The following is a 25,444-nucleotide window of genomic DNA, read 5'->3' as shown; positions in this document are numbered from 1 at the left end:
CTGCCCTTTTTTATGTCCCCATTTATAGGGCCATTTTCTTTAACTCATTCGTTGTGAAATAAAGATAGCCATCTTTCACAAATAAATCCTTTGTCTCTTCGCGGTTTAGGGGCTGTTCCCCGCTACCATCTGGACGAATCTTTGTTAAATAAGCGCCTCGGGAATAATTACTATAATAGAGCCATCCATCTGCATAAACGACGTATTGTACACGTGAATTTGTTACTCGTTTCGTCTTACCTGTCTTCATATCAAGCACATATAGCTTATTGTCATCAGAGATGTTGCTAAAATATAATTGATCGTCAACCTGTGCTGGGAAGTCTATATCATGATAGTAGCTATAAAGTGTGCTCGTTGCTTTTGGATAATCTTCAGCAATCCATGAGTGATCTTTTGCCATTGTGCGGTCATCCACTAAAAAGTATTGGTAACGAATCGCACCCTTACGATCTGGGACTGGATCATTCCAGGTCGTATCGAGGTGATACCATTGACCACCTAACTTCACTAAATTCCACGCATGTCCTTCTTGACCTACATATCCTACAATATATTTAGTCTCAATCCCAAGCTTTTGTAACATGGAGTGAGCAAGTAATGCATAGCCCTGACAAACCCCTCCCTGCTCTGCAAGAACAGTATAGGCACTATGGGGACTAGAATTCGTTTGATCGGTATAGGCCGTATTCGCCACAATGTAGTCATTAACAGCTCGTACCTTTTCTACGTCTGACATAGATTTATTACTGATTTTGGCGATGATCTCTTGGACATTCATCTCGACGTAGGCAGCTTGTTCTGGCGTCATTAAATAGCTTTGCTCCCCAAATATTGTTGCCTGGTTTCTTCCATATTCAAAACGAATTGAATGTTTACTAATATGGCCATACACATAATCATCTCGTTCGATTGCATTGTTATAGGCCTCTTCTACAATTTGTTCAATTCGTTGTGTATTCCCTTTATATTGAATTTCAAATTTCGGTGAGAAACTACTATAATACGCATACATTGCATCAGTCATTTCCTTAACGTTTGTCACAACTAACTTCGTCTCTGGCTTCTGAATTGCTTGAGCAGTAGGTGCTACCTCCATATCATGCATGTCTTCTATAGGTATGGCCGTTTCTATTGAGGCATTGTCTGAAAGTCTAGCAGTAACATCAACGATTTTGTCCTTTGTTGAAAGAAGCATTGTTTCTATTTCATCATTATTTGTCCAGTCCGCCACCTGCCGGACAACTGCTTTACCAGCCGTATAAATGGGGTCAATGAAAATAATGATTATCACAATAATAGCTAATTTCTTCCACAAACTCCTCACCTCCAACCTTCTTCTTTCATTATATACAAAAACAAGCACAAAGAACCCGTTCAAAGTCCTTTTATGCCTGTTAATAATTGTTATTGATTTAATTTAAGTTTATGCTCTTTAGCATTCATGTTATAGATTAAATAATTGTCACTAATCTTTAGATTCGTTACTGGCTGTTTAACCAATACTTCAGCCTTTAATGTTTTCAGATTTAGCTTTGTTAAATAACCGCTGTTACTATAATCACTGTAATATAGATTTTGGCCCATTCCAGTAATATACAACGCTCGTTTATCCAACACTTTTGTTTTTTTACCAGTTGCCATTTCTAGCTTATATAATTTATCGTGATCAGCCGTATTACTAAAATAGACGACATTATTTAATGGATACGCAAAATGAACATTTTGCATAAAGTTATATTTAGTGCTTGAGGCAGCAGGATAATCTGTCTGAATCCAAGAATGATCCTTCTTAAGCACTTCATCAGTCACTAAAAAGTAATCATATGATGCAGCACCAATGCGATTTGGTAGTGGATCATTCCATGTTGTATCCAAATGATACCATTTACCATCTACTTTTACCAAGTTCCAAGCATGGGCTTCATTTCCATTTACAAATCCCACCACATATTTTGTTTCAATTCCACTCTGTGATAACATTGCCTGTGCAGCTAAGGCATAACCTTGGCAAACAGCTTGTCCTTCAAATAGCAATGCATAGGCACTATGGGGGCTTGCTTTTGTTTTAGTCCCATAACTAGTATTCGATACAATATAATCATTAATGGCTTTTACTTTATCAAATTCAGTCATAGACGGTTTTATAATATTTTTCAGTACTTGACCAATCTTTTTTTGTACAGCTGCTTCTTGTGTTTGATTTGTCAGATACTTTATTTTATAGGATACGTTCCCTACAGAATCTGCCGAAATTTTAATGCTTTCCATATGTCCACTTGCATATACAGTCTGCTTTTTAGCTTGATCTAAGGCTTCCATAATCTCTTTTTTGAAATCGCTCATCGGCCCAGTATATGTAATATTTATATCTGTCTCAAAACTATTAATTTTCTTTATTAGTTCTTTTGTAAACTGCTCCCAGGTTGTTACTGTTGAATTTGCTATAACAGGATTTATTACGGAAGTAGTTTCCCTTTGCTGTGCATAAGCAGCATTAGGGCTTAACATGAGTAAAGTAGCGCCACATAATAACCATTTCTTCATAACACTATCACCTTCCCTTTACGCTATCGCTATCGTTATTATTAGCATAACAAAGAAAGTGACTACTAGGCTATGAGACAAGTTCCCCAACTAAGACCTTCAACTATAAAAATAAGATTAACCTTATAATAATAATTACCTAAAAATAGAATATAGGCGTCGATTATAACTATTAAATTGTAAAAAAATAAAACTCACTACATTCCAGTGAGTTTTACGATGATTAACGACTTTTCACTACTAAGTTAACCGCTTCCTGAATGGCCTCGTTCATCTTTTCGCCATCTCCTTCAGCATTTTGCACACATTCCAATAAATTTGTACTAACAATCACACCAACTGTTCGGTCTACAGCTGAGCGAACGGCTGATAGTTGCGTAATTACTGCCTTACAGTCTTTTTCCTCCTCCATCATCTTTAAAATACCACGTAGCTGACCTTCCATCCGTTTTACACGATTTTTAACTTGATCTGAATATTCCATAAATATGCTCCTTCTTTCTATACTCGCTACGTTCTATTGAGTAATTGTTATACTTTATCCTAGCTCTTTATTTTAATTTTAAACGCTAATTATTATTGTTTCTTGGTCGTAAATAATTCATAAGCATCCTCGTTATAATGGACCTTGCATTAATTACTTCATCATACTGAATAATGGAATTCTTTTTTATTCGTAACTGCCCAATCTCTACCTCGAAAATAGGGCATTTTCTTTTAAGTGCAGCAATTAGCATATTTGTATCATAATCATAGCGTTCACCTTCCACCTTCATTAGCCACGGCAATTCATTCATCGAAATATAACGTAAACCGGTTTGAGTATCCATTAATTTCCTGTGATATAGCAGTTCAAAAAAGAGGCTTGTTGCACGATTTCCCCAATATGAAAGAAAGGTACTATCTACTGAATGGAAGTTTCGTACGCCTAGCACAATACCCTCTGAAAAGACCTTCGTCATCGTTAAAACAAGCTTCACATCTTGTAATGTATGCTGACCATGTGCCCCTACTGTGAGTACCCCATGAAATATTCTCTTTTGCTCTCGAATATATGTAAAGGCTGTTTTTAGTGCACCACCTTTTCCAATATTGTCTCGATGCTGAAGGACTTGGCATCCTTCTATATTGTTTAGATCTTCAAAAATCTCTTTATATTTCTGATCACTTCCATCATTGACAATAATAATTTGTGTAATGGTCGTTGCTAGTAATTGATGTACATAGGTAATGAGTGATTGTTGCGGATTATATGCTGGAATAATAGCTGCAATATTTTTCATTTCTATCCTCCACCTATAGGCTGTCAGGCTCTTCATATTTATGAATTTCCCTTATATCAAATAGTATCATGTAACAGCAACAATTCAACTGATGAATCCCATGAAAACATATCAATAATATCGATATTTCTCCGATATATGAAAAAAGAGAGTACCAAGAAAGAGGGTGAGCACTATCGTCATACACTACGGAATTCTTGAAGAACAATGTCACAAGTTAAGACAGTTGTCGTACGCGGCATTAGCTAAAAATTTACAGGAAGCTAGTTTTTTCGCCATTTCAAACCCTCAAGTTTCTTTACAGAAATCTCTTCTAGTAGTAGAGGAAATTTTATATGAGGTTTATCAATTGGAAATGCATACTACGCCCAAACTAAAAAATGTTCGCATGCTGTTAAATAATCGGAGTTTTACAGCTCATATTCATCCTCGACGGATTTCCCTATTAATGAATCTCGTATATAAAATGACGAGCCATACTAGTAATGAACTTGTGGAGGCAAAGGCGGCTAAAATTGTTCTCGATTATACAAGTGATATTGTTGAATGGTTTATAAAGCGCTATGATCGTAGCTTTAATTCGAATGTCGCAGAAGAGAAAGATTTGATGTTGGATAACACCCTATATCAGCGAGACCACTCACCAGATGCTTATAAGCATGCGGCTGAATGGTTTGAAATTGCGGCACAAAATGGAGATGCAAGTGCCCAATATAATTTAGGGGCTCTTTACAACCAAGGTCGAGGGGTTAAAAAAGATTATGCGCTTGCGAAAATGTGGTATGAACGAGCCGCAGATCAAAACGATCCCAATGCACACTATAGTCTCGGCGTACTCTTTCATCTAGGACAAGGTATAGAACAAAATTATACAGAAGCCGCCCATCACTACCAAATAGCTGCAGATTTAGGGAATGCAGATGCTCAGTACAATCTTGGTGTTCTTTATAATCAAGGGCTAGGCATGTCGCAAAATTTCCTCGAGGCAGCCAAATGGTACACCTTAGCCGCAGATCAAGGAAATACCAGTGCACAAAACAATTTAGGATTTCTTTATCATAATGGTACAGGTGTAGAACAAAGTTATGTGGAGGCCAGCACTTATTTTGAAATGGCTGCCTTAGCTGGAGATGCAAGTGCTCAATATAATCTGGGCTATATGCATCTGAAAGGTCGTGGCATTCCTCAAAACTTTACAGAGGCAGCCAAATGGTTTCATATGGCCGCTTTACAAGACCATATGAATGCAGAATTTCAAATTGCCATGCTCTACAACACTGGCCAAGGAATACCTATGGATCACCTTGAGGCTTTAAAATGGTTTAAGCTAGCAGCACATAAAGGACACTTACATGCACAATTTTACCTTGGTCTTCTCTATGAAAAAGAACAGGATATGGTGTTAGCTGAGAAATGGCTACTCTTAGCTGCTGAAAAAGGACATATTAGCGCTGGCTTCGAGCTTGGGCGTCTATATGTTTATCAACTTCATCAACCAGATAAAGCTCTACCCTATCTGAAGGCTGCGGCTGAAAAGGGCTATGTGGATGCTCAATATGAGCTAGGACTTTTATTAACTGCAGGAGATGGTGTTCCGGTTAACTATCCAGAGGCAGTACAATGGTGGAGAGCGGCAACTGACCAGTCGCATATTCAGGCTGAATATCAATTAGGCCTAGTATACGAGCAAGGATTAGGGGTTTCTATAGATCTTGAAGAGGCACGCAGATGCTATCGCTTAGCTGCTATTCAGGGGCATGCTGGTGCCCAATATCAGCTTGGTAATTTATTTGATAAAGGCAAGGGTGTTACACAGGATTACACAGAAGCTGCCAAATGGATTGAGCAAGCTGCGGCACAAGAGCATATAAAGGCACAGTACCAATTAGCACAAATGCACATTCATGGGCAAGGCGTCCCAAAGGACTTTGCTAAAGCTGCCCAACTCTATAGATTAGCTGCTAATCAGGGGCACCAAAAGGCACAATTCCAACTCGGTCTGCTCTATAAAAAAGGACAAGGTGTTGCCCAAGATTATCAAGAAGCTACAAAATGGCTGAAAAAATCGCTGCAAGATATCCAATAAACATAAAAAACCTACCGCGTCACGACTAGCTTATGTAACACGGTAGGTTTTTTTAATTTTTTAAATCTTCTTGTTGTTTAATCATAAATGTTACTACAATGAACAAAGCAAAGCTAATCAATAATGTAGTTCCACCTACAATAAAGAACACTAAAGTAAATGTGCTGCCAAAATGAAATGGATTGATATTGTAAAACCACATCCCTAATGTTAAGCCAAAAACGCCAAGAATAGCTGTCCAACCATGTATATTCACTAATTTTTGTGATTTGACTTTAAAAGCTCGATAAAAAATACCCCACGCAAACATACTCAGCCAACCAACAAGTAAAATATGGGCATGTATCGGTCTATATTCGTAGCTACCTGAACCAGACATATGTGAGCCTAAATAGGTCCCGATTAAAGCAAAAATGGCTGCCAATCGAATAAGGCGTATGCTCCACTTCTGTTCCATAAGAAAACTCCCCCTTAGTTTGTTTCAACTAAGTAGCAGTTTATCGGGAGAACATGAACTTTACATGAACTCCTTATGACAAAATGGGGAGATTTATATAAACCTTTGTCCCCGCATTGACTGTACTTTCTATATGCACAGTACCTCCATGTAGCTCTACGATTTGTTTAACTATCGCTAACCCCAATCCAGTCCCTTGCTTCGTTCTAGAAGTGTCTGCTCGATAAAAACGGTCATAGACTTTTGCTAATTGAGCTGCAGTCATACCTATTCCCTTATCCTCAACAAGGATTTCAAGCGAAGCAGGTTTTTGCTGTAAATATAGATGTATTTGTCCTCCCTGGATATTGTACTTAATCGCATTTGTCAGCAAGTTGTCCCAGACATTTTGTAGAAGTCCTGCATCCCCATTAAAAATAACCTGCTCCAGTTTGTATGTGATTTGGAGCTGAGCCTCTTCCATTTGCCAGCGATATTTTCGTACGCTTTCCTTTAACTGTTCATCTAATCGGTAACGCTCACGTTTGACAATTCGTGTCGATTGGTCAAGCGATGTTAATAACAATAATTGCTTCGTTAAAGTTGATAAGCGTTTAGTTTCTAATTCGATAATGGCTGCATACTCCTGTCGTTCCCTCTCCTTCAGTAAAGGATTTTTTAGTAAGTCAACATATCCTTGAATATTTAATAAAGGGGATTGAAAATCATGCGATACATTACTTATAAACTCCTTACGCACGCGATCATTTTCCTGTAATTTTTCTGTCATTATATTAAAACTAGTAGCCAATTGGCCTAATTCATCATTACGATCAATGTCTAAAACGGTATCAAACTTTTCATGTGCAAGCTGTCGAGTCGCCGCTGTTAGCTTTGTAATGGGACGAATTAATGCCTTCGCAAATAGCAGCATAGCCAGTAAACTCAGTACTATCATCGCAAGCATTAATCCACCAAGCAATGTATGCACCTCCGAAAACAATAAGCGAATATCTGGTCTTATGAACAATGCATAGGACTTATTTTCATACGTAAATGGCACACCGATTGTATTAACCAACTCATTAGCAAAAAAGCCTGTCATAAAAGTTTCTTTTGGGAAATCTCGCATACCATGGTAGACTTCACCGTTTAGAACATGCTCTACAACCGATTCTGATAATGTCTTATCACGATATTCTCCACCAAAGAAGTTTCCTTGTTCTCCAGTTGTTACATATATTTGATAACCAATTTCGCCAAGTGTCATGAAATAACTATTTAAGTCCTCTGGCTTCGCAGTCTCAATATATTGCGCAATCCCCTGTGCAATAATAACGTTTTTTGTATCATTTTTTTCTTTTACAACTTGATGATAATAGGTATTCGTCGCTAAAAAACCAATACACAAGCTCCCAATCATCACTAGCAATGTTGTCATTACAAATTTACTGTATAAAGTTTTCATGACGTTGCCTCTAGCTTATAGCCAACGCCTCGTACCGTGATGATTTCCACAGCCGTATCAAAACGATTTAATCTCTCTCGAACCCGCTTCACATGCGTATTCAATGTTTGTTCGTCTCCATCATAATCATAGCCCCATACTTGCTCCATGATATAGCTCCTTGTAAATACTTGATTAGGTCGTGATGCCAATAAGGCCAGTAATTCAAATTCCTTTAAAGGTAGGATAAGAGTCTCTTCTCCAATAATAACCTCGAAGCTACGACGATCAATGACTAATTGGCCAACTTGGATGGTGATTTGATTTTTCTTATCCATTCTACGTAATATAGCTGCTATACGAAACAATAATTCCTTTGGCTCAAAGGGCTTCACAACATAATCATCTGAGCCAGCTAAAAAACCTCGCTCTTTATCTTCAAGCTCACCCTTTGCTGTTAATAATAAAACAGGGATATCGTAATCTTGTGTTAACGTTTCGGTTAGTGTGAATCCATCCATTCCTGGCATCATCACATCTACAACTGCTAAATCGGGTAAATTCCCGTTAAGTAATGCTAGTGCTTGCTGGGCATTTTCTGCACGTAATACTTGATAGCCTTCTCTTGTTAAATAAATATTTACTAGCTGTAAAATATGTACATCGTCATCGACAACAAGAATTCTCATCTACTTACCTCCAGTCAATATGAAAAAAACCCGCTCACTTGGAACGAATTTTTTATCATAGATCCCTATTATTTTATAACGAAAATATACAAATCAACAGTAATAAGAGAAAGGGTAATCCAATGACAATATATCCTCTTGGATTGGCAAGGTTCATCGTCCAACCTACCCCAAATCGTTTCTCTACAAAAACTGAAGGATCTTGTCGATTCATATAAATTAAACCGCCCTTCCAATAACGATCTTCATCCACATCCATGACCTGTGAATCACTATTTTTTTCGTACCGAACTCTATATTTGCGCTTTTTCACCACATAAATTAAGAGTGAACCAAGCACAACAGCTAAAAATAAAATAAATAGCGGTAGTAGCTTATAGCCTACAGTCATAGCAGGATAGATATTACTAAGTTGCAACACCGTTAATAACACTGTTATAGCATAGCTTACCAATAAAATTTGCCAACTTATATATTTTCGAGTCTTTAGCTGATCCTCCAGCGATTCCTCCTTGCGATTTACCGCAATTTTGATGGCAGAACGTTTTATTGAATCAATAATGCCCCACATCATGAATTGTATCATTAGCATAATAAGGGGCAAAGAAATGGCTGTTAAATACGTCTTGTTTCTCCACGCATCTGCTTCTCCACTTGGTCCCCAATGTACGGCTATATTAGCTGGCATTTTATCGTAATGAAGGATTGTATAAATAATTAAAAATCCTGATATCACTAAAGGCACAGCAAAGAATGACCAAGGAAGCATCTCATCACGGCTTCTTGCTGTGAGATCGACTGCACGCACTTGTTTAATATTAACGCCCCACTGCTCCTGCCTTTTTAGGACTGATATCTTTTGATGATATACCCAGTATAGCCCCATACTCACTGTAAGCATGCTCCATAAACACCCGAGTAAAAATATACCTCGAACGGATTCAGAGGTAAATAAGTTGTAGCTAATAATCATAACGATTAAAAACACAATACCTGTGCCTCCGACTATTTGAGCATAACGTTTTTTCAAATTAGCTAGAGCAGGGTGCTTAATGTTTTGATCGGGCACAGTGACACCGAAAACAATGGTATCACGTACGATAAAAGGAACGATCATTTGTAAAACTAATGTCATGATGTATATAGATATAAAAACACCAAGTAGCATTTGCTACACTCCCTCTGCTGGAATATGCAAGTCTGCGAACACCTTTTTCATCATGTGCTCAATTTGTTCTACTGTTGCGCCGAGCACCATACCTTCTGCCACAACAGGCTTTAAATTCTTTTCAATTTGTCGTAGCTGCTCAGGCGTCAAAGCCCTCTCCTCCGTTGAACGTATAATGGCCCCCGATTTCGCTCGTATAACTATTATTCCTTTAGCCTCTAATTCATGATAGCTTTTATTAACAGTATGCATATTAACACCTAAGTCAGCAGCTAAACTCCGAACAGATGGTAAGGTCTCCCCTTGCTTCATATCACCTCTTGCTATCCCTTCAATGATTTGACGTGTCACTTGTTCATAGATGGGAACTTCCGATTGCGTCTCTATTTGAATAAACATGTTTATCAGCTCCATATTTGTTATATGCTTAGTATAACAAATATTTATTAAATGTACATGAAGTACAAATTATTTATAGTGAGCGCTTAATCGTCTCGATAAAATTTTGCACCAGTAAATTTTGCTTTTCATTCTTCCTCGTACAAATGGAAATTTTATGTTTAACCGGATGTATATCTTTAATAATAACTCTTGCCAATTGACCACTCTCCACATATTCCCTAACTGCAAGAGAGGAAATAAAGTTCGCACCATATCCTGCTATAACGGAACGTATTGTTTCATTAATCCCATTAAATTGTAATGCAATTTTAGGGGGCTCTACTTGGTACGTTTGACATAAGGAAAAAAGATGCTCCCTCATCGAACTCCCTTTCTCTCTCATAATAAATGGCTCCTGAAACATTTCAATTAATGTAATGGTTTGATGAGCATACCTATGATGGGGCGACACTACAAACCATAATTCATCTTCGTATATCTCCTCCCACCATATTTCTTTAGGCCTCTCAGAAATTCCTCCACCATATATGGCAATGTCAGCTTTATAGTGTATAAGCTGCTCGAAGGCATCCTTGGTATTCGTTGTTGTAATCATTAAATTTACATGTTCATTCATAGCCTTAAATGCAGCCGCCCATTTGGGAATTAAAAAATTAGCTGGTAGGTAAGTAGCTACTATATGTAAATCCCCCGCTTTTGCTAGGCGGTAATCTTCTACAAATGATTTTATATGCTGTTCGAGGGCCATAAAATGTTGAGCTTTCTCTGCTAGAGCTTTGCCAAACTCCGTAAGTACGACCCCTCGCCCCTGCTGCTTAAAAAGTTGTACACCTATTTCATGCTCAAATCGTTTAATTTGGCTCGAAACAGCAGGCTGGCTAATACATAATAATTCAGCCGCTTTTGTGAAACTACCAGTAGTAGCAACATGATAAAACAATTTTAAGCCATGAATATTCATCATTTAACCCCTTTCCATAACATTTAGTTATATATAAATAATTATAATATATTTTTTTTATGATTCACTTTATCATACACTCTATATGCAAGCTTGCACTTTTAAACGATATAGAAATGAGGGCTCAATGATGACAGAGTTGAATAGTTGGCATAATGTAGATAATTATTTTACCAATAAGCTACTACCAGAAAACAGCTGTCTTAATGCTGCACTACTAGCTAATAAAGCTGCCGGTATACCTGAAATTGATGTATCCCCCACTCAAGGGAGATTTTTGTATTTACTCACAAAATTGAAAGGAGCCGTTAATGTATTAGAGATTGGCACACTTGGTGGCTATAGCAGTATCTGCTTAGCACAAGCTCTCTCAAAAGAAGGGAAAGTGGTGACTTTAGAAATAAATGAAGACTATGCCTCTGTTGCTCGGCAAAATATTCGACATGCAGGCTTAGAGGAAAAGGTTGAAATTATCGTTGGTCATGCATTGGATACGTTGCCAGATTTGAAAAAAAGAGGGCAATTTTTTGATGTTATTTTTATTGATGCAGATAAGCCCAATAATCCTGAGTATTTGAAGTGGGCATTAAAGCTAGCGAATTCAGGTGCTATTATTATTGCAGACAATGTAGTGCGGAATGGAGCTGTCACAGATATAAATAGTGAGGATGAACGTGTTAGAGGCGTACAGCAATTTATAGATCTGCTAAAATTGGAGCCCCGTATTGAAGCAACAGCTATACAAACGGTTGGCGTCAAGGGCTATGATGGCTTTGTCCTAGCCATAGTCGACTGATATAAGCAAAATCCGCGTAGCTTGAAAAACAGTTACGCGGATTAATTAAAAAAGATGTCTTTTAAGCTCCCCATCTAAGCTTGTAAGACATCTTTTTCCTATAAATTACTTTTATAAGTAGACCCCTTTAATACAATAGTGCTCATCTCTTTAGTAACGGGGGAACAGACCCCGTCACATTTTATTAATAGGAAAGCTGAATGTGCTTTAGTAGATTTACATTTACGCTAATTTTTCATAGCCTGGAAGTGTCAAGAATTCCGCGAATTCATCTTGCGCAATTAAAGATTTAAACAGTTCAGCAGCTTCGTCAAAGCGACCGCAGTTATAGGCTTGTTCCCCAACAGCCTCTTTAATTTTCGTAAGCTCTTCTTCCAGAATTTCAAGGACAAACGCTAAAGTAATACCGCGTCCATCATCTAAAATACCTTTGGGATGTCGAATCCATTGCCACACTTGTGTACGAGAAATTTCTGCTGTTGCAGCATCCTCCATTAAATTGTTAATGGGTGCAGCACCATTACCACGAAGCCATGAAGCAATATATTGTACACCAACACTACAGTTAACACGAAGCCCTTCAAGGGTAATCGTGCCCTCTGGTACAGCTACTAAATCTTCCGCAGTAACGTGTACATCCTCTCGCTTTTTATGAATTTGGTTAGGTGTCGGCATAATGGCATCAAATTGCTCCATTGCTGTTGCCACCATACCTGGATGTGCTACCCAAGTACCATCATGACCTTCTGTTGCTTCACGTCGCTTATCTTCAGCAACCTTTGCAAATGCCACTGCATTCGCCTCATCATCATTTTTAACCGGAATTTGTGCAGCCATTCCACCCATTGCTGGTGCATTACGCTTATGACAAGTTTGAATACATAAAGATGTATAAGCCTTCATGAATGGAACGGTCATTGTAACTTGACCTCGGTCTGGTAAAATGACATCAGCTTGATTACGAAGGCGTTTAATGTAACTGAAAATATAGTCCCAACGTCCACAATTCAGGCCAGCCGAATGTTCACGTAGCTCATATAAAATCTCATCCATTTCAAATGCCGCTAATATAGTTTCGATTAATACAGTTGCTTTTATAGTACCTTGTGGAATGCCAATATAATCTTGCGCAAATACAAAGACATCGTTCCATAGTCGAGCTTCTAAATGGCTTTCAAGCTTCGGTAGATAGAAATAAGGTCCTGTACCTTTTGCCAGTGCATTTTTAGCATTATGGAATAGATACAAACCAAAGTCGAAGAAACTTCCGGAAATCGGTTCACCTTGAACAAGTACGTGCTTTTCAAGCAGATGTAAGCCTCGAGGACGAACTAGTAACACGGCTGTTTCAGCATTTAGCTTATACGTTTTACCATTGGATGCTTGTGTAAATTCAATCGTCTTATTAATAGCATCACGCATATTAATTTGACCACCAATCATATTTTCCCATGTTGGAGAAGAAGCATCCTCAAAGCAAGCCATAAACATCTTTGCTCCAGAGTTTAAAGCATTAATAACCATTTTACGGTCAACCGGCCCTGTAATTTCAACACGCCGATCCTGCAAATCTTGTGGAAGAGGTGCAATTGACCAATCTCCTTCACGAATATGCTTTGTTTCAGGTAAGAAATCTAGTTTCTCTCCCGCATCTAGACGCTTTTGGCGTTTCTGCCGAGCATTCAATAACTCTTTACGGCGAGCATCAAATTTCTCGTGCAGGGCAAGAACAAACTCAAGAGCTTCAGGTGTTAAAATTTCATTTGTTTGCTCATTTTGTTCTCCAACAATTTTAAGCTTACCTGTCGTTGCTTGTTTCATTAGTTGTTTACCCACCTTTGCGATTTTAGTTTTGTCTTCCTCCGCTTTAGGAGGAGCGGAGGAGACGACTCTATGATTATGAATTTAGGAAGACACGCATTTTTTATACGAACTGTTCAGTTTCTGTCGATCCAGCCATTGCCGTTGTTGAAGATGTACCACCTGAAATAACTTGAGAAATTTCATCAAAGTATCCAGTACCTACCTCGCGTTGATGGCGTGTCGCTGTATAGCCTTTAGATTCGGAAGCAAACTCAGCTTGCTGTAGCTTAGAATATGCAGCCATACCATTATCTTTATAATCATGTGCCAACTCAAACATAGAGTGGTTTAATGCATGGAATCCTGCTAAAGTAACAAACTGGAATTTATAACCTAGCTTACCAAGCTCACGCTGATACTCTGCAATTTCCTCTTCTGAAAGATTTGCTTTCCAGTTAAATGAAGGTGAGCAGTTGTATGCAAGCATTTTACCTGGGAATTCCGCATGAATAGCTTCTGCAAATTCACGAGCTTCCTCAAGTGATGGTTTAGAAGTTTCACACCAAATTAAATCAGCGTATGGTGCGTAAGCTAAGCCACGAGCAATTGCTTGTTTGATGCCTGCCTTTGTACGGAAAAAACCTTCAGGAGTACGTTCACCAGTAATAAACTCTGCATCACGTGGGTCGATATCTGAAGTAACCATATCTGCAGCATCAGCATCTGTACGAGCGATTAGAATTGTATCAACACCCATAACGTCAGCTGCTAATCTCGCAGCTACTAAATTACGTACAGCGTTTTGTGTTGGAAGTAAAACTTTACCGCCTAGATGACCACATTTCTTCTCTGAAGCTAACTGATCTTCAAGGTGAACACCAGCTGCCCCTGCTTCCACCATGCCTTTAACAAGCTCAAATACATTAAGAGGTCCTCCGAAACCTGCCTCTGCATCTGCTACAATTGGAGCAAACCAGTCAAATTGATCGACACGTCCTTCAGCATGATCAATTTGATCTGCTCGTTGAAGTGCTTGATTTATTCGTTTAACTACTGCTGGTACAGAATTGGCTGGGTATAGTGATTGATCTGGATACATTTGACCCGAAAGGTTTGCATCCGCAGCTACTTGCCAGCCCGATAGATAGATAGCTTTGAGTCCAGCTTTAACTTGCTGTACTGCCTGATTACCTGTTAATGCACCCAGTGCATTAATAAACGGTTCCTCATGTAATGAATTCCATAGTCGAGTGGCACCTTTTCTTGCCAAAGTTTGTTCAATTACTACAGTACCTTGTAGTTTAACAACCTCTTCAGCCGAATATGTGCGTTCAATACCAGCCCAGCGAGGGTTTTCAGCCCATTGTTTTTCTAAAGTTTGGATTCTTTCTTGACGAGTTGACATATTGAAATTCCACCTTCCCCTTTGTGTACAATATACTCTGTTAAAAAACTTTTAAATAACTGTTCCATAACAGGTTTATTTGTTGTAAATTAATATATAACAGAGTGTTTGAATTTTCATTATTTTTTGATAAAAGGCCAAATTTCCATGATAAAGCTATTCTTTTCCGCGACGAAATTTGGATGATTATTTACAAACAAGGGGGAAATTAACAATGAGCAATGAGTTAAATTCTTGCACAAAAGATATTTTAGAACAATATATTACAATGTTAAGAGACTGGATTCCTACTGATTCATCCGTTGCAATTGCTGTCGATAATTCTTATATCTTTATTCATCCTAGGCATCATAGTGTCCATTTAGAGGTGGGTCAACAAGTGTTACCTGGAAGTATTGCTGATCAAGTCTTGCGCACACAGAAAAAAACAGAAACAATTTTAGATAATTTGTCATGCGATACACCCTTTTACGGTATCGGCTATCCGATACTCATTCAGGATGAACCAGCTGCTCTAGTAGTTATACTGCCATCTACTTTCACTACTAAAAAGACAGAAGCATTTGAGTTTATAACAGGAAAACAAGATGAAGAATGGAATCCTGTAGCCATTAATAAAGTATCTCATATTGAAAGTCTTCAAAAAAAGACATGGTTTTATGTAGAGCGTGAACAATTTAAAACAAACATCACCCTTAAAGAACTTCAAATAAGATTGCCCTCATACTTTATTCGTATTCATAGATCCTATATCGTAAATATTTATTTTATAAAAAAAATGGCGCGTGATTTGACATCGAACTTTATTATTACATTAATGGATGGTAGTGAGTTACCAGTGAGTCAATCGTATATTAATAACCTGAGAAGTGCGCTTGAGTTTTAAATATATTAGCTGTCTTACTCAAGAGACAGCTTTAATTTTTTTGTTGAAAACGAAAAAAGACCAGAGAAAAGATTCTCTGGTCTTTCTAGTGCCTAGCGACGTCCTACTCTCACAGGGGGAAGCCCCCAACTACCATCGGCGCTAAAGAGCTTAACTTCCGTGTTCGGTATGGGAACGGGTGTGACCTCTTTGCCATCATCACTAGACTATGTTCGGCTTTCAATATACATCGCATTTCTTCGTCAGCTTCTGTCGTTCAGTCAGTCACGTACTTGAGTACGCTCCTTCCCTCTCTCCATTGCTTCCTCGAACTACTCGTATCTTGAAACCCTTTATAAAAGAAATTATTCTTTCAAAACTGGATAAACGGTTCATTGAATGCTTCAAACTTTTTGGTTAAGTCCTCGATCGATTAGTATTCGTCAGCTCCATGTGTCACCACACTTCCACCTCGAACCTATCTACCTCATCGTCTTTGAGGGATCTTACTTACTTGCGTAATGGGAAATCTCATCTTGAGGGGGGCTTCATGCTTAGATGCTTTCAGCACTTATCCCGTCCACACATAGCTACCCAGCGATGCCTTTGGCAAGACAACTGGTACACCAGCGGTGTGTCCATCCCGGTCCTCTCGTACTAAGGACAGCTCCTCTCAAATTTCCTACGCCCACGACGGATAGGGACCGAACTGTCTCACGACGTTCTGAACCCAGCTCGCGTACCGCTTTAATGGGCGAACAGCCCAACCCTTGGGACCGACTACAGCCCCAGGATGCGATGAGCCGACATCGAGGTGCCAAACCTCCCCGTCGATGTGGACTCTTGGGGGAGATAAGCCTGTTATCCCCGGGGTAGCTTTTATCCGTTGAGCGATGGCCCTTCCATGCGGAACCACCGGATCACTAAGCCCGTCTTTCGACCCTGCTCGACTTGTAGGTCTCGCAGTCAAGCTCCCTTGTGCCTTTACACTCTACGAATGATTTCCAACCATTCTGAGGGAACCTTTGGGCGCCTCCGTTACCTTTTAGGAGGCGACCGCCCCAGTCAAACTGTCCGCCTGACACTGTCTCCTGCCCCGCTAAGGGGCATGGGTTAGAATTTCAATACAACCAGGGTAGTATCCCACCGACGCCTCCTTCGAAGCTGGCGCTCCGAGATCTCTGGCTCCTACCTATCCTGTACAAGTTGTACCAAAATTCAATATCAGGCTACAGTAAAGCTCCACGGGGTCTTTCCGTCCTGTCGCGGGTAACCTGCATCTTCACAGGTACTATAATTTCACCGAGTCTCTCGTTGAGACAGTGCCCAGATCGTTACGCCTTTCGTGCGGGTCGGAACTTACCCGACAAGGAATTTCGCTACCTTAGGACCGTTATAGTTACGGCCGCCGTTTACTGGGGCTTCAATTCGCAGCTTCGCTTGCGCTAACCACTCCTCTTAACCTTCCAGCACCGGGCAGGCGTCAGCCCCTATACGTCACCTTACGGTTTTGCAGAGACCTGTGTTTTTGCTAAACAGTCGCCTGGGCCTATTCACTGCGGCTCTCATGCGCTTGCACGCTCAAGAGCACCCCTTCTCCCGAAGTTACGGGGTCATTTTGCCGAGTTCCTTAACGAGAGTTCTCTCGCACACCTTAGGATTCTCTCCTCGACTACCTGTGTCGGTTTGCGGTACGGGCACCTCTCACCTCGATAGAGGCTTTTCTTGGCAGTGTGAAATCAGGAACTTCGTCCATACGGACTCGCCATCACAGCTCAACGTTACAGTGTGCGGATTTGCCTACACACACGCCTTACTGCTTGGACGCGCATAACCAACAGCGCGCTTACCCTATCCTACTGCGTCCCCCCATTTCTCAAACGGTGAGGAGGTGGTACAGGAATATCAACCTGTTGTCCATCGCCTACGCCTATCGGCCTCGGCTTAGGTCCCGACTAACCCTGAGCGGACGAGCCTTCCTCAGGAAACCTTAGTCATACGGTGGACGGGATTCTCACCCGTCTTTCGCTACTCATACCGGCATTCTCACTTCTAAGCGCTCCACCAGTCCTTCCGGTCTGACTTCAACGCACTTAGAACGCTCTCCTACCACTGACATCGTAGATGTCAATCCACAGCTTCGGTGAATCGTTTAGCCCCGATACATTTTCGGCGCAGCGTCACTCGACCAGTGAGCTATTACGCACTCTTTAAATGATGGCTGCTTCTAAGCCAACATCCTGGTTGTCTGTGCAACGCCACATCCTTTTCCACTTAACGATTACTTTGGGACCTTAGCTGGTGGTCTGGGCTGTTTCCCTTTTGACTACGGATCTTATCACTCGCAGTCTGACTCCCGTGTATAAATATCTGGCATTCGGAGTTTGTCTGAATTCGGTAAACCGGGATGGCCCCCTAGTCCAAACAGTGCTCTACCTCCAGTATTCTCATCACGAGGCTAGCCCTAAAGCTATTTCGGAGAGAACCAGCTATCTCCAAGTTCGATTGGAATTTCTCCGCTACCCACACCTCATCCCCGCACTTTTCAACGTGCGTGGGTTCGGGCCTCCAGTAAGTGTTACCTTACCTTCACCCTGGACATGGGTAGATCACCTGGTTTCGGGTCTACGACCACGTACTATTTCGCCCTATTCAGACTCGCTTTCGCTGCGGCTCCGCCTTCTAAAGCTTAACCTCGCACGTAATCGTAACTCGCCGGTTCATTCTACAAAAGGCACGCTATCACCCATTAACGGGCTCTAACTACTTGTAGGCACACGGTTTCAGGATCTCTTTCACTCCCCTTCCGGGGTGCTTTTCACCTTTCCCTCACGGTACTGGTTCACTATCGGTCACTAGGTAGTATTTAGCCTTGGGAGATGGTCCTCCCGGATTCCGACGGAATTTCACGTGTTCCGCCGTACTCAGGATCCACTCAGGAGAGAACGAACTTTCGACTACAGGGCTTTTACCTGCTCTGGCGGACCTTTCCAAGTCGCTTCATCTAACTCGCTCTTTTGTAACTCCGTATTGAGTGTCCTACAACCCCAAGAGGCAAGCCTCTTGGTTTGGGCTCTTCCCGTTTCGCTCGCCGCTACTCAGGGAATCGATTTTTCTTTCTCTTCCTCCAGGTACTTAGATGTTTCAGTTCCCTGGGTCTGCCTTCAAGACGCTATGTATTCACGTCAAGATACTACGCGATTAAACGTAGTGGGTTCCCCCATTCGGAAATCTCCGGATCAAAGCTCACTTACAGCTCCCCGAAGCATATCGGTGTTAGTGCCGTCCTTCTTCGGCTCCTAGTGCCAAGGCATTCGCCGTGCGCCCTTAATAACTTAACCTATCAGCTTTCCATACACTTCACATTTCGTTGTCAGCCTCACTCGTTCAATCAGTCACGTACTGAAGTACGCTCCTTTATTTACTCGATTGCTGCCTAGAACTGCTCGTGTCTGAAAACCTTATCATGTTATTAAGCCTATAAAAAAAACTTAAAAAATAAATGTGTTTGTTACAATTTCAATGTCGTTTTATCCAGTTTTCAAAGAACAAGTTTGGTGGAGCCTAGCGGGATCGAACCGCTGACCTCCTGCGTGCAAGGCAGGCGCTCTCCCAGCTGAGCTAAGGCCCCAAGAGGTATATATGGTGGGCCTAAATGGACTCGAACCATCGACCTCACGCTTATCAGGCGTGCGCTCTAACCAGCTGAGCTATAGGCCCTCTTGGAAGTTTTATATGATTAATAAACCTTCAAAACTGAACGCAAAACGTAATCTTACAAACCCAAGGTTTGTATTCCGAAAATATCCTTAGAAAGGAGGTGATCCAGCCGCACCTTCCGATACGGCTACCTTGTTACGACTTCACCCCAATCATCTATCCCACCTTCGGCGGCTGGCTCCAAAAGGTTACCTCACCGACTTCGGGTGTTACAAACTCTCGTGGTGTGACGGGCGGTGTGTACAAGGCCCGGGAACGTATTCACCGCGGCATGCTGATCCGCGATTACTAGCGATTCCGGCTTCATGTAGGCGAGTTGCAGCCTACAATCCGAACTGAGAACGACTTTATCGGATTAGCTCCCTCTCGCGAGTTGGCAACCGTTTGTATCGTCCATTGTAGCACGTGTGTAGCCCAGGTCATAAGGGGCATGATGATTTGACGTCATCCCCACCTTCCTCCGGTTTGTCACCGGCAGTCACCTTAGAGTGCCCAACTAAATGATGGCAACTAAGATCAAGGGTTGCGCTCGTTGCGGGACTTAACCCAACATCTCACGACACGAGCTGACGACAACCATGCACCACCTGTCACCGTTGCCCCCGAAGGGGAAACCATATCTCTACAGTGGTCAACGGGATGTCAAGACCTGGTAAGGTTCTTCGCGTTGCTTCGAATTAAACCACATGCTCCACCGCTTGTGCGGGCCCCCGTCAATTCCTTTGAGTTTCAGTCTTGCGACCGTACTCCCCAGGCGGAGTGCTTAATGCGTTAGCTGCAGCACTAAGGGGCGGAAACCCCCTAACACTTAGCACTCATCGTTTACGGCGTGGACTACCAGGGTATCTAATCCTGTTTGCTCCCCACGCTTTCGCGCCTCAGTGTCAGTTACAGACCAGATAGTCGCCTTCGCCACTGGTGTTCCTCCAAATCTCTACGCATTTCACCGCTACACTTGGAATTCCACTATCCTCTTCTGCACTCAAGTCTCCCAGTTTCCAATGACCCTCCACGGTTGAGCCGTGGGCTTTCACATCAGACTTAAGAAACCACCTGCGCGCGCTTTACGCCCAATAATTCCGGACAACGCTTGCCACCTACGTATTACCGCGGCTGCTGGCACGTAGTTAGCCGTGGCTTTCTAATAAGGTACCGTCAAGGTACAGCCAGTTACTACTGTACTTGTTCTTCCCTTACAACAGAGTTTTACGAACCGAAATCCTTCTTCACTCACGCGGCGTTGCTCCATCAGGCTTTCGCCCATTGTGGAAGATTCCCTACTGCTGCCTCCCGTAGGAGTCTGGGCCGTGTCTCAGTCCCAGTGTGGCCGATCACCCTCTCAGGTCGGCTACGCATCGTCGCCTTGGTGAGCCGTTACCTCACCAACTAGCTAATGCGCCGCGGGCCCATCCTATAGCGACAGCCGAAACCGTCTTTCAATATTTCACCATGAGGTGAAACAGATTATTCGGTATTAGCCCCGGTTTCCCGGAGTTATCCCAAACTATAAGGTAGGTTGCCCACGTGTTACTCACCCGTCCGCCGCTAACGTCAAAGGAGCAAGCTCCTTCTCTGTTCGCTCGACTTGCATGTATTAGGCACGCCGCCAGCGTTCGTCCTGAGCCAGGATCAAACTCTCCATAAAAGAAATTTGATTAGCTCAAATTGTTTTGCTGGCATCAATTTTGATGTCCAAAATTTTGTTTCGTTCACTAGCTAGGCTAGCTACTTAAAACTTTATTGATTACGTTTTGCTTGTTCAGTTTTCAAGGTTCATTTAGTTAAATAAGTTGAATGGTGGAGCCTAGCGGGATCGAACCGCTGACCTCCTGCGTGCAAGGCAGGCGCTCTCCCAGCTGAGCTAAGGCCCCATATTTTTGGAAATGGTCGGGAAGACAGGATTCGAACCTGCGACCCCTTGGTCCCAAACCAAGTGCTCTACCAAGCTGAGCTACTTCCCGTTCGTTTTATGGCGCGCCCGACAGGAGTCGAACCCATAACCTTCTGATCCGTAGTCAGACGCTCTATCCAATTGAGCTACGGGCGCATAAAATGGTGCCGAGGACCGGAATCGAACCGGTACGGTAGTCACCTACCGCAGGATTTTAAGTCCTGTGCGTCTGCCAGTTCCGCCACCCCGGCACATTTGGAGCGGAAGACGAGGTTCGAACTCGCGACCCCCACCTTGGCAAGGTGGTGTTCTACCACTGAACTACTTCCGCATGTGCATAAGTTTTTTTATCTGGCATATTTTAAAAATGGTGCGGGTGAAGGGAGTCGAACCCCCACGCCTTGCGGCGCTAGATCCTAAGTCTAGTGCGTCTGCCAATTCCGCCACACCCGCTTAATATGGTTGGTACTTATAAATGGTGAGCCATGAAGGACTCGAACCTTCGACCCTCTGATTAAAAGTCAGATGCTCTACCAACTGAGCTAATGGCTCGTCTAAAATGGTGCCGGCTATAGGAATCGAACCCACGACCTACTGATTACAAGTCAGTTGCTCTACCTGCTGAGCTAAACCGGCAAATGGTGGAGGATGACGGGCTCGAACCGCCGACCCTCTGCTTGTAAGGCAGATGCTCTCCCAGCTGAGCTAATCCTCCTGGGTATTATGCCTAGCGACGTCCTACTCTCACAGGGGGAAGCCCCCAACTACCATCGGCGCTAAAGAGCTTAACTTCCGTGTTCGGTATGGGAACGGGTGTGACCTCTTTGCCATCATCACTAGACTTATTCAAAAGACAAGATTTATTATAACATATGTAGTTATAAAATGCAAGTTTTTTTAAAAACTTTCTTATTCTTTCAAAACTGGATAAACGGTTCATTGAATGCTTCAAACTTTTTTGGTTAAGTCCTCGATCGATTAGTATTCGTCAGCTCCATGTGTCACCACACTTCCACCTCGAACCTATCTACCTCATCGTCTTTGAGGGATCTTACTTACTTGCGTAATGGGAAATCTCATCTTGAGGGGGGCTTCATGCTTAGATGCTTTCAGCACTTATCCCGTCCACACATAGCTACCCAGCGATGCCTTTGGCAAGACAACTGGTACACCAGCGGTGTGTCCATCCCGGTCCTCTCGTACTAAGGACAGCTCCTCTCAAATTTCCTACGCCCACGACGGATAGGGACCGAACTGTCTCACGACGTTCTGAACCCAGCTCGCGTACCGCTTTAATGGGCGAACAGCCCAACCCTTGGGACCGACTACAGCCCCAGGATGCGATGAGCCGACATCGAGGTGCCAAACCTCCCCGTCGATGTGGACTCTTGGGGGAGATAAGCCTGTTATCCCCGGGGTAGCTTTTATCCGTTGAGCGATGGCCCTTCCATGCGGAACCACCGGATCACTAAGCCCGTCTTTCGACCCTGCTCGACTTGTAGGTCTCGCAGTCAAGCTCCCTTGTGCCTTTACACTCTACGAATGATTTCCAACCATTCTGAGGGAACCTTTGGGCGCCTCCGTTACCTTTTAGGAGGCGACCGCCCCAGTCAAACTGTCCGCCTGACACTGTCTCCTGCCCCGCTAAGGGGCATGGGTTAGAATTTCAATACAACCAGGGTAGTATCCCACCGACGCCTCCTTCGAAGCTGGCGCTCCGAGATCTCTGGCTCCTACCTATCCTGTACAAGTTGTACCAAAATTCAATATCAGGCTACAGTAAAGCTCCACGGGGTCTTTCCGTCCTGTCGCGGGTAACCTGCATCTTCACAGGTACTATAATTTCACCGAGTCTCTCGTTGAGACAGTGCCCAGATCGTTACGCCTTTCGTGCGGGTCGGAACTTACCCGACAAGGAATTTCGCTACCTTAGGACCGTTATAGTTACGGCCGCCGTTTACTGGGGCTTCAATTCGCAGCTTCGCTTGCGCTAACCACTCCTCTTAACCTTCCAGCACCGGGCAGGCGTCAGCCCCTATACGTCACCTTACGGTTTTGCAGAGACCTGTGTTTTTGCTAAACAGTCGCCTGGGCCTATTCACTGCGGCTCTCATGCGCTTGCACGCTCAAGAGCACCCCTTCTCCCGAAGTTACGGGGTCATTTTGCCGAGTTCCTTAACGAGAGTTCTCTCGCACACCTTAGGATTCTCTCCTCGACTACCTGTGTCGGTTTGCGGTACGGGCACCTCTCACCTCGATAGAGGCTTTTCTTGGCAGTGTGAAATCAGGAACTTCGTCCATACGGACTCGCCATCACAGCTCAACGTTACAGTGTGCGGATTTGCCTACACACACGCCTTACTGCTTGGACGCGCATAACCAACAGCGCGCTTACCCTATCCTACTGCGTCCCCCCATTTCTCAAACGGTGAGGAGGTGGTACAGGAATATCAACCTGTTGTCCATCGCCTACGCCTATCGGCCTCGGCTTAGGTCCCGACTAACCCTGAGCGGACGAGCCTTCCTCAGGAAACCTTAGTCATACGGTGGACGGGATTCTCACCCGTCTTTCGCTACTCATACCGGCATTCTCACTTCTAAGCGCTCCACCAGTCCTTCCGGTCTGACTTCAACGCACTTAGAACGCTCTCCTACCACTGACATCGTAGATGTCAATCCACAGCTTCGGTGAATCGTTTAGCCCCGATACATTTTCGGCGCAGCGTCACTCGACCAGTGAGCTATTACGCACTCTTTAAATGATGGCTGCTTCTAAGCCAACATCCTGGTTGTCTGTGCAACGCCACATCCTTTTCCACTTAACGATTACTTTGGGACCTTAGCTGGTGGTCTGGGCTGTTTCCCTTTTGACTACGGATCTTATCACTCGCAGTCTGACTCCCGTGTATAAATATCTGGCATTCGGAGTTTGTCTGAATTCGGTAAACCGGGATGGCCCCCTAGTCCAAACAGTGCTCTACCTCCAGTATTCTCATCACGAGGCTAGCCCTAAAGCTATTTCGGAGAGAACCAGCTATCTCCAAGTTCGATTGGAATTTCTCCGCTACCCACACCTCATCCCCGCACTTTTCAACGTGCGTGGGTTCGGGCCTCCAGTAAGTGTTACCTTACCTTCACCCTGGACATGGGTAGATCACCTGGTTTCGGGTCTACGACCACGTACTATTTCGCCCTATTCAGACTCGCTTTCGCTGCGGCTCCGCCTTCTAAAGCTTAACCTCGCACGTAATCGTAACTCGCCGGTTCATTCTACAAAAGGCACGCTATCACCCATTAACGGGCTCTAACTACTTGTAGGCACACGGTTTCAGGATCTCTTTCACTCCCCTTCCGGGGTGCTTTTCACCTTTCCCTCACGGTACTGGTTCACTATCGGTCACTAGGTAGTATTTAGCCTTGGGAGATGGTCCTCCCGGATTCCGACGGAATTTCACGTGTTCCGCCGTACTCAGGATCCACTCAGGAGAGAACGAACTTTCGACTACAGGGCTTTTACCTGCTCTGGCGGACCTTTCCAAGTCGCTTCATCTAACTCGCTCTTTTGTAACTCCGTATTGAGTGTCCTACAACCCCAAGAGGCAAGCCTCTTGGTTTGGGCTCTTCCCGTTTCGCTCGCCGCTACTCAGGGAATCGATTTTTCTTTCTCTTCCTCCAGGTACTTAGATGTTTCAGTTCCCTGGGTCTGCCTTCAAGACGCTATGTATTCACGTCAAGATACTACGCGATTAAACGTAGTGGGTTCCCCCATTCGGAAATCTCCGGATCAAAGCTCACTTACAGCTCCCCGAAGCATATCGGTGTTAGTGCCGTCCTTCTTCGGCTCCTAGTGCCAAGGCATTCGCCGTGCGCCCTTAATAACTTAACCTATCAGCTTTCCATACACTTCACATTTCGTTGTCAGCCTCACTCGTTCAATCAGTCACG

At 43.0% G+C, this 25,444-nt stretch carries 15 protein-coding genes, 11 tRNA genes and 5 rRNA genes; 3 read left to right on the top strand and 28 right to left on the bottom strand.

Translation table 11 applies throughout. The features are described from left to right. Nucleotides 1-22: 22 nt before the first annotated feature. The 4 genes from A2J09_RS19590 to A2J09_RS19575 form a co-directional block, all read right to left on the bottom strand. Complete coding sequence (locus A2J09_RS19590) at nt 23-1,327, bottom strand: transglutaminase domain-containing protein (RefSeq protein ID WP_230584522.1); 1,305 nt, start codon at nt 1,325-1,327, stop codon at nt 23-25. Between the two features lie 80 nt (nt 1,328-1,407). Then, the gene (locus A2J09_RS19585) at nt 1,408-2,547 is read right to left on the bottom strand and encodes a transglutaminase domain-containing protein (RefSeq protein WP_036160584.1); all 1,140 of its coding nucleotides are present in this window, start codon (nt 2,545-2,547) and stop codon (nt 1,408-1,410) included. Between the two features lie 223 nt (nt 2,548-2,770). Continuing rightward, complete coding sequence (locus tag A2J09_RS19580; RefSeq protein WP_004233098.1) at nt 2,771-3,031, bottom strand: metal-sensitive transcriptional regulator; 261 nt, start codon at nt 3,029-3,031, stop codon at nt 2,771-2,773. Nucleotides 3,032-3,116: 85 nt separating this feature from the next. Then, entirely contained in the window at nt 3,117-3,830 is a 714-nt protein-coding gene (locus A2J09_RS19575) for a glycosyltransferase family 2 protein (protein WP_012292414.1), read from the bottom strand. A 166-nt stretch (nt 3,831-3,996) separates the two neighbouring features. On the opposite strand from A2J09_RS19575, the gene A2J09_RS19570 reads away from it, so the two are divergent. Beyond that, nucleotides 3,997-5,916, top strand: a complete 1,920-nt coding sequence (locus tag A2J09_RS19570) for an SEL1-like repeat protein (RefSeq protein ID WP_231112976.1) — start codon at nt 3,997-3,999, stop codon at nt 5,914-5,916. 52 nt (nt 5,917-5,968) lie between these two features. On the opposite strand, the gene A2J09_RS19565 is transcribed toward A2J09_RS19570, so the two are convergent. The 6 genes from A2J09_RS19565 to A2J09_RS19540 all read right to left on the bottom strand — a co-directional run bounded on the left by A2J09_RS19565 (nt 5,969) and on the right by A2J09_RS19540 (nt 11,019). Beyond that, entirely contained in the window at nt 5,969-6,373 is a 405-nt protein-coding gene (locus tag A2J09_RS19565) for a hypothetical protein (protein WP_012292412.1), read from the bottom strand. 73 nt (nt 6,374-6,446) lie between these two features. Then, a complete protein-coding gene (locus A2J09_RS19560; RefSeq protein ID WP_036160583.1) occupies nt 6,447-7,820 on the bottom strand; it encodes a HAMP domain-containing sensor histidine kinase in 1,374 nt (457 codons plus the stop codon). Then, nucleotides 7,817-8,488: a response regulator transcription factor gene (locus A2J09_RS19555; RefSeq protein ID WP_012292410.1), complete on the bottom strand. Its 672-nt coding sequence runs from the start codon at nt 8,486-8,488 to the stop codon at nt 7,817-7,819. Before A2J09_RS19555 ends, A2J09_RS19560 begins: the two co-directional genes overlap by 4 nt. Nucleotides 8,489-8,561: 73 nt before the next feature. Further along, complete coding sequence (locus tag A2J09_RS19550; protein WP_031418049.1) at nt 8,562-9,656, bottom strand: DUF1648 domain-containing protein; 1,095 nt, start codon at nt 9,654-9,656, stop codon at nt 8,562-8,564. Nucleotides 9,657-9,659: 3 nt separating this feature from the next. Further along, nucleotides 9,660-10,055 (bottom strand): GntR family transcriptional regulator, encoded by a 396-nt coding sequence (locus A2J09_RS19545; protein WP_012292408.1) that lies wholly within the window; start codon nt 10,053-10,055, stop codon nt 9,660-9,662. Between the two features lie 73 nt (nt 10,056-10,128). Then, the gene (locus A2J09_RS19540; RefSeq protein ID WP_031418047.1) at nt 10,129-11,019 is read right to left on the bottom strand and encodes a LysR family transcriptional regulator; all 891 of its coding nucleotides are present in this window, start codon (nt 11,017-11,019) and stop codon (nt 10,129-10,131) included. A gap of 127 nt (nt 11,020-11,146) precedes the next feature. On the opposite strand from A2J09_RS19540, the gene A2J09_RS19535 reads away from it, so the two are divergent. Beyond that, a complete protein-coding gene (locus A2J09_RS19535; RefSeq protein WP_012292406.1) occupies nt 11,147-11,815 on the top strand; it encodes an O-methyltransferase in 669 nt (222 codons plus the stop codon). Nucleotides 11,816-12,037: 222 nt separating this feature from the next. Here the strand turns inward: A2J09_RS19535 and aceB are convergent, their stop codons facing one another. After that, on the bottom strand, nt 12,038-13,636 hold the full coding sequence (aceB, locus tag A2J09_RS19530; RefSeq protein ID WP_031418044.1) for a malate synthase A: 1,599 nt from the start codon (nt 13,634-13,636) through the stop codon (nt 12,038-12,040). 103 nt (nt 13,637-13,739) lie between these two features. Continuing rightward, on the bottom strand, nt 13,740-15,023 hold the full coding sequence (aceA, locus tag A2J09_RS19525; RefSeq protein WP_012292404.1) for an isocitrate lyase: 1,284 nt from the start codon (nt 15,021-15,023) through the stop codon (nt 13,740-13,742). 214 nt (nt 15,024-15,237) lie between these two features. Here aceA and A2J09_RS19520 point away from each other — a divergent pair, with 214 nt between their 5' ends. Continuing rightward, on the top strand, nt 15,238-15,909 hold the full coding sequence (locus A2J09_RS19520) for a LytTR family DNA-binding domain-containing protein (protein ID WP_036160581.1): 672 nt from the start codon (nt 15,238-15,240) through the stop codon (nt 15,907-15,909). 90 nt (nt 15,910-15,999) lie between these two features. Here the strand turns inward: A2J09_RS19520 and rrf (A2J09_RS19515) are convergent. From rrf (A2J09_RS19515) to A2J09_RS19440, 16 genes are all read right to left on the bottom strand, one after another. Then, nucleotides 16,000-16,115, bottom strand: a 5S ribosomal RNA gene (gene rrf / locus A2J09_RS19515). Between the two features lie 186 nt (nt 16,116-16,301). Next, nucleotides 16,302-19,229 (bottom strand): 23S ribosomal RNA (locus tag A2J09_RS19510). A gap of 214 nt (nt 19,230-19,443) precedes the next feature. Then, nucleotides 19,444-19,519 (bottom strand) — tRNA-Ala (locus A2J09_RS19505). A gap of 12 nt (nt 19,520-19,531) precedes the next feature. Continuing rightward, a tRNA-Ile gene (locus A2J09_RS19500) sits at nt 19,532-19,608 on the bottom strand. A gap of 93 nt (nt 19,609-19,701) precedes the next feature. Continuing rightward, nucleotides 19,702-21,253: ribosomal RNA gene (locus tag A2J09_RS19495) — 16S ribosomal RNA — on the bottom strand. Nucleotides 21,254-21,403: 150 nt separating this feature from the next. Then, nucleotides 21,404-21,479: transfer RNA gene (locus tag A2J09_RS19490), tRNA-Ala, on the bottom strand. A 13-nt stretch (nt 21,480-21,492) separates the two neighbouring features. Then, nucleotides 21,493-21,569 (bottom strand) — tRNA-Pro (locus A2J09_RS19485). A 9-nt stretch (nt 21,570-21,578) separates the two neighbouring features. Beyond that, nucleotides 21,579-21,655 (bottom strand) — tRNA-Arg (locus tag A2J09_RS19480). Between the two features lie 6 nt (nt 21,656-21,661). Next, nucleotides 21,662-21,750 (bottom strand) — tRNA-Leu (locus A2J09_RS19475). A 5-nt stretch (nt 21,751-21,755) separates the two neighbouring features. Beyond that, a tRNA-Gly gene (locus A2J09_RS19470) sits at nt 21,756-21,830 on the bottom strand. A gap of 37 nt (nt 21,831-21,867) precedes the next feature. After that, nucleotides 21,868-21,952, bottom strand: a tRNA-Leu gene (locus tag A2J09_RS19465). A 23-nt stretch (nt 21,953-21,975) separates the two neighbouring features. Beyond that, a tRNA-Lys gene (locus A2J09_RS19460) sits at nt 21,976-22,051 on the bottom strand. Between the two features lie 8 nt (nt 22,052-22,059). After that, a tRNA-Thr gene (locus tag A2J09_RS19455) sits at nt 22,060-22,135 on the bottom strand. Nucleotides 22,136-22,138: 3 nt separating this feature from the next. After that, nucleotides 22,139-22,214, bottom strand: a tRNA-Val gene (locus A2J09_RS19450). A 10-nt stretch (nt 22,215-22,224) separates the two neighbouring features. Beyond that, nucleotides 22,225-22,340: ribosomal RNA gene (gene rrf / locus A2J09_RS19445) — 5S ribosomal RNA — on the bottom strand. A 117-nt stretch (nt 22,341-22,457) separates the two neighbouring features. Further along, nucleotides 22,458-25,385 (bottom strand): 23S ribosomal RNA (locus tag A2J09_RS19440). Together the 16S, 23S and 5S rRNA genes with 11 tRNA genes alongside form the textbook arrangement of a ribosomal RNA operon. Between the last annotated feature and the right edge of the window lie 59 nt (nt 25,386-25,444).

The sequence above is a fragment of the Lysinibacillus sphaericus genome, assembly GCF_001629735.1.
GTDB classification, from domain to species: Bacteria; Bacillota; Bacilli; order Bacillales_A; family Planococcaceae; genus Lysinibacillus; species Lysinibacillus pinottii.
Note: the sequence above shows the minus strand (reverse complement) of the source record. Positions and strands in the feature narration are given on the sequence as shown.

Coding starts and splice junctions, on each gene's coding strand:
- A2J09_RS19540 (WP_031418047.1), bottom strand. CDS start 11,019: ATGAATATTCATGGCTTAAAATTGTTTTATCATGTTGCTACTACTGGT.
- A2J09_RS19585 (WP_036160584.1), bottom strand. CDS start 2,547: ATGAAGAAATGGTTATTATGTGGCGCTACTTTACTCATGTTAAGCCCT.
- A2J09_RS19560 (WP_036160583.1), bottom strand. CDS start 7,820: ATGAAAACTTTATACAGTAAATTTGTAATGACAACATTGCTAGTGATG.
- A2J09_RS19520 (WP_036160581.1), top strand. CDS start 15,238: ATGAGCAATGAGTTAAATTCTTGCACAAAAGATATTTTAGAACAATAT.
- A2J09_RS19535 (WP_012292406.1), top strand. CDS start 11,147: ATGATGACAGAGTTGAATAGTTGGCATAATGTAGATAATTATTTTACC.
- A2J09_RS19580 (WP_004233098.1), bottom strand. CDS start 3,031: ATGGAATATTCAGATCAAGTTAAAAATCGTGTAAAACGGATGGAAGGT.
- A2J09_RS19555 (WP_012292410.1), bottom strand. CDS start 8,488: ATGAGAATTCTTGTTGTCGATGACGATGTACATATTTTACAGCTAGTA.
- A2J09_RS19575 (WP_012292414.1), bottom strand. CDS start 3,830: ATGAAAAATATTGCAGCTATTATTCCAGCATATAATCCGCAACAATCA.
- aceA (WP_012292404.1), bottom strand. CDS start 15,023: ATGTCAACTCGTCAAGAAAGAATCCAAACTTTAGAAAAACAATGGGCT.
- A2J09_RS19545 (WP_012292408.1), bottom strand. CDS start 10,055: ATGTTTATTCAAATAGAGACGCAATCGGAAGTTCCCATCTATGAACAA.
- A2J09_RS19565 (WP_012292412.1), bottom strand. CDS start 6,373: ATGGAACAGAAGTGGAGCATACGCCTTATTCGATTGGCAGCCATTTTT.
- aceB (WP_031418044.1), bottom strand. CDS start 13,636: ATGAAACAAGCAACGACAGGTAAGCTTAAAATTGTTGGAGAACAAAAT.
- A2J09_RS19550 (WP_031418049.1), bottom strand. CDS start 9,656: ATGCTACTTGGTGTTTTTATATCTATATACATCATGACATTAGTTTTA.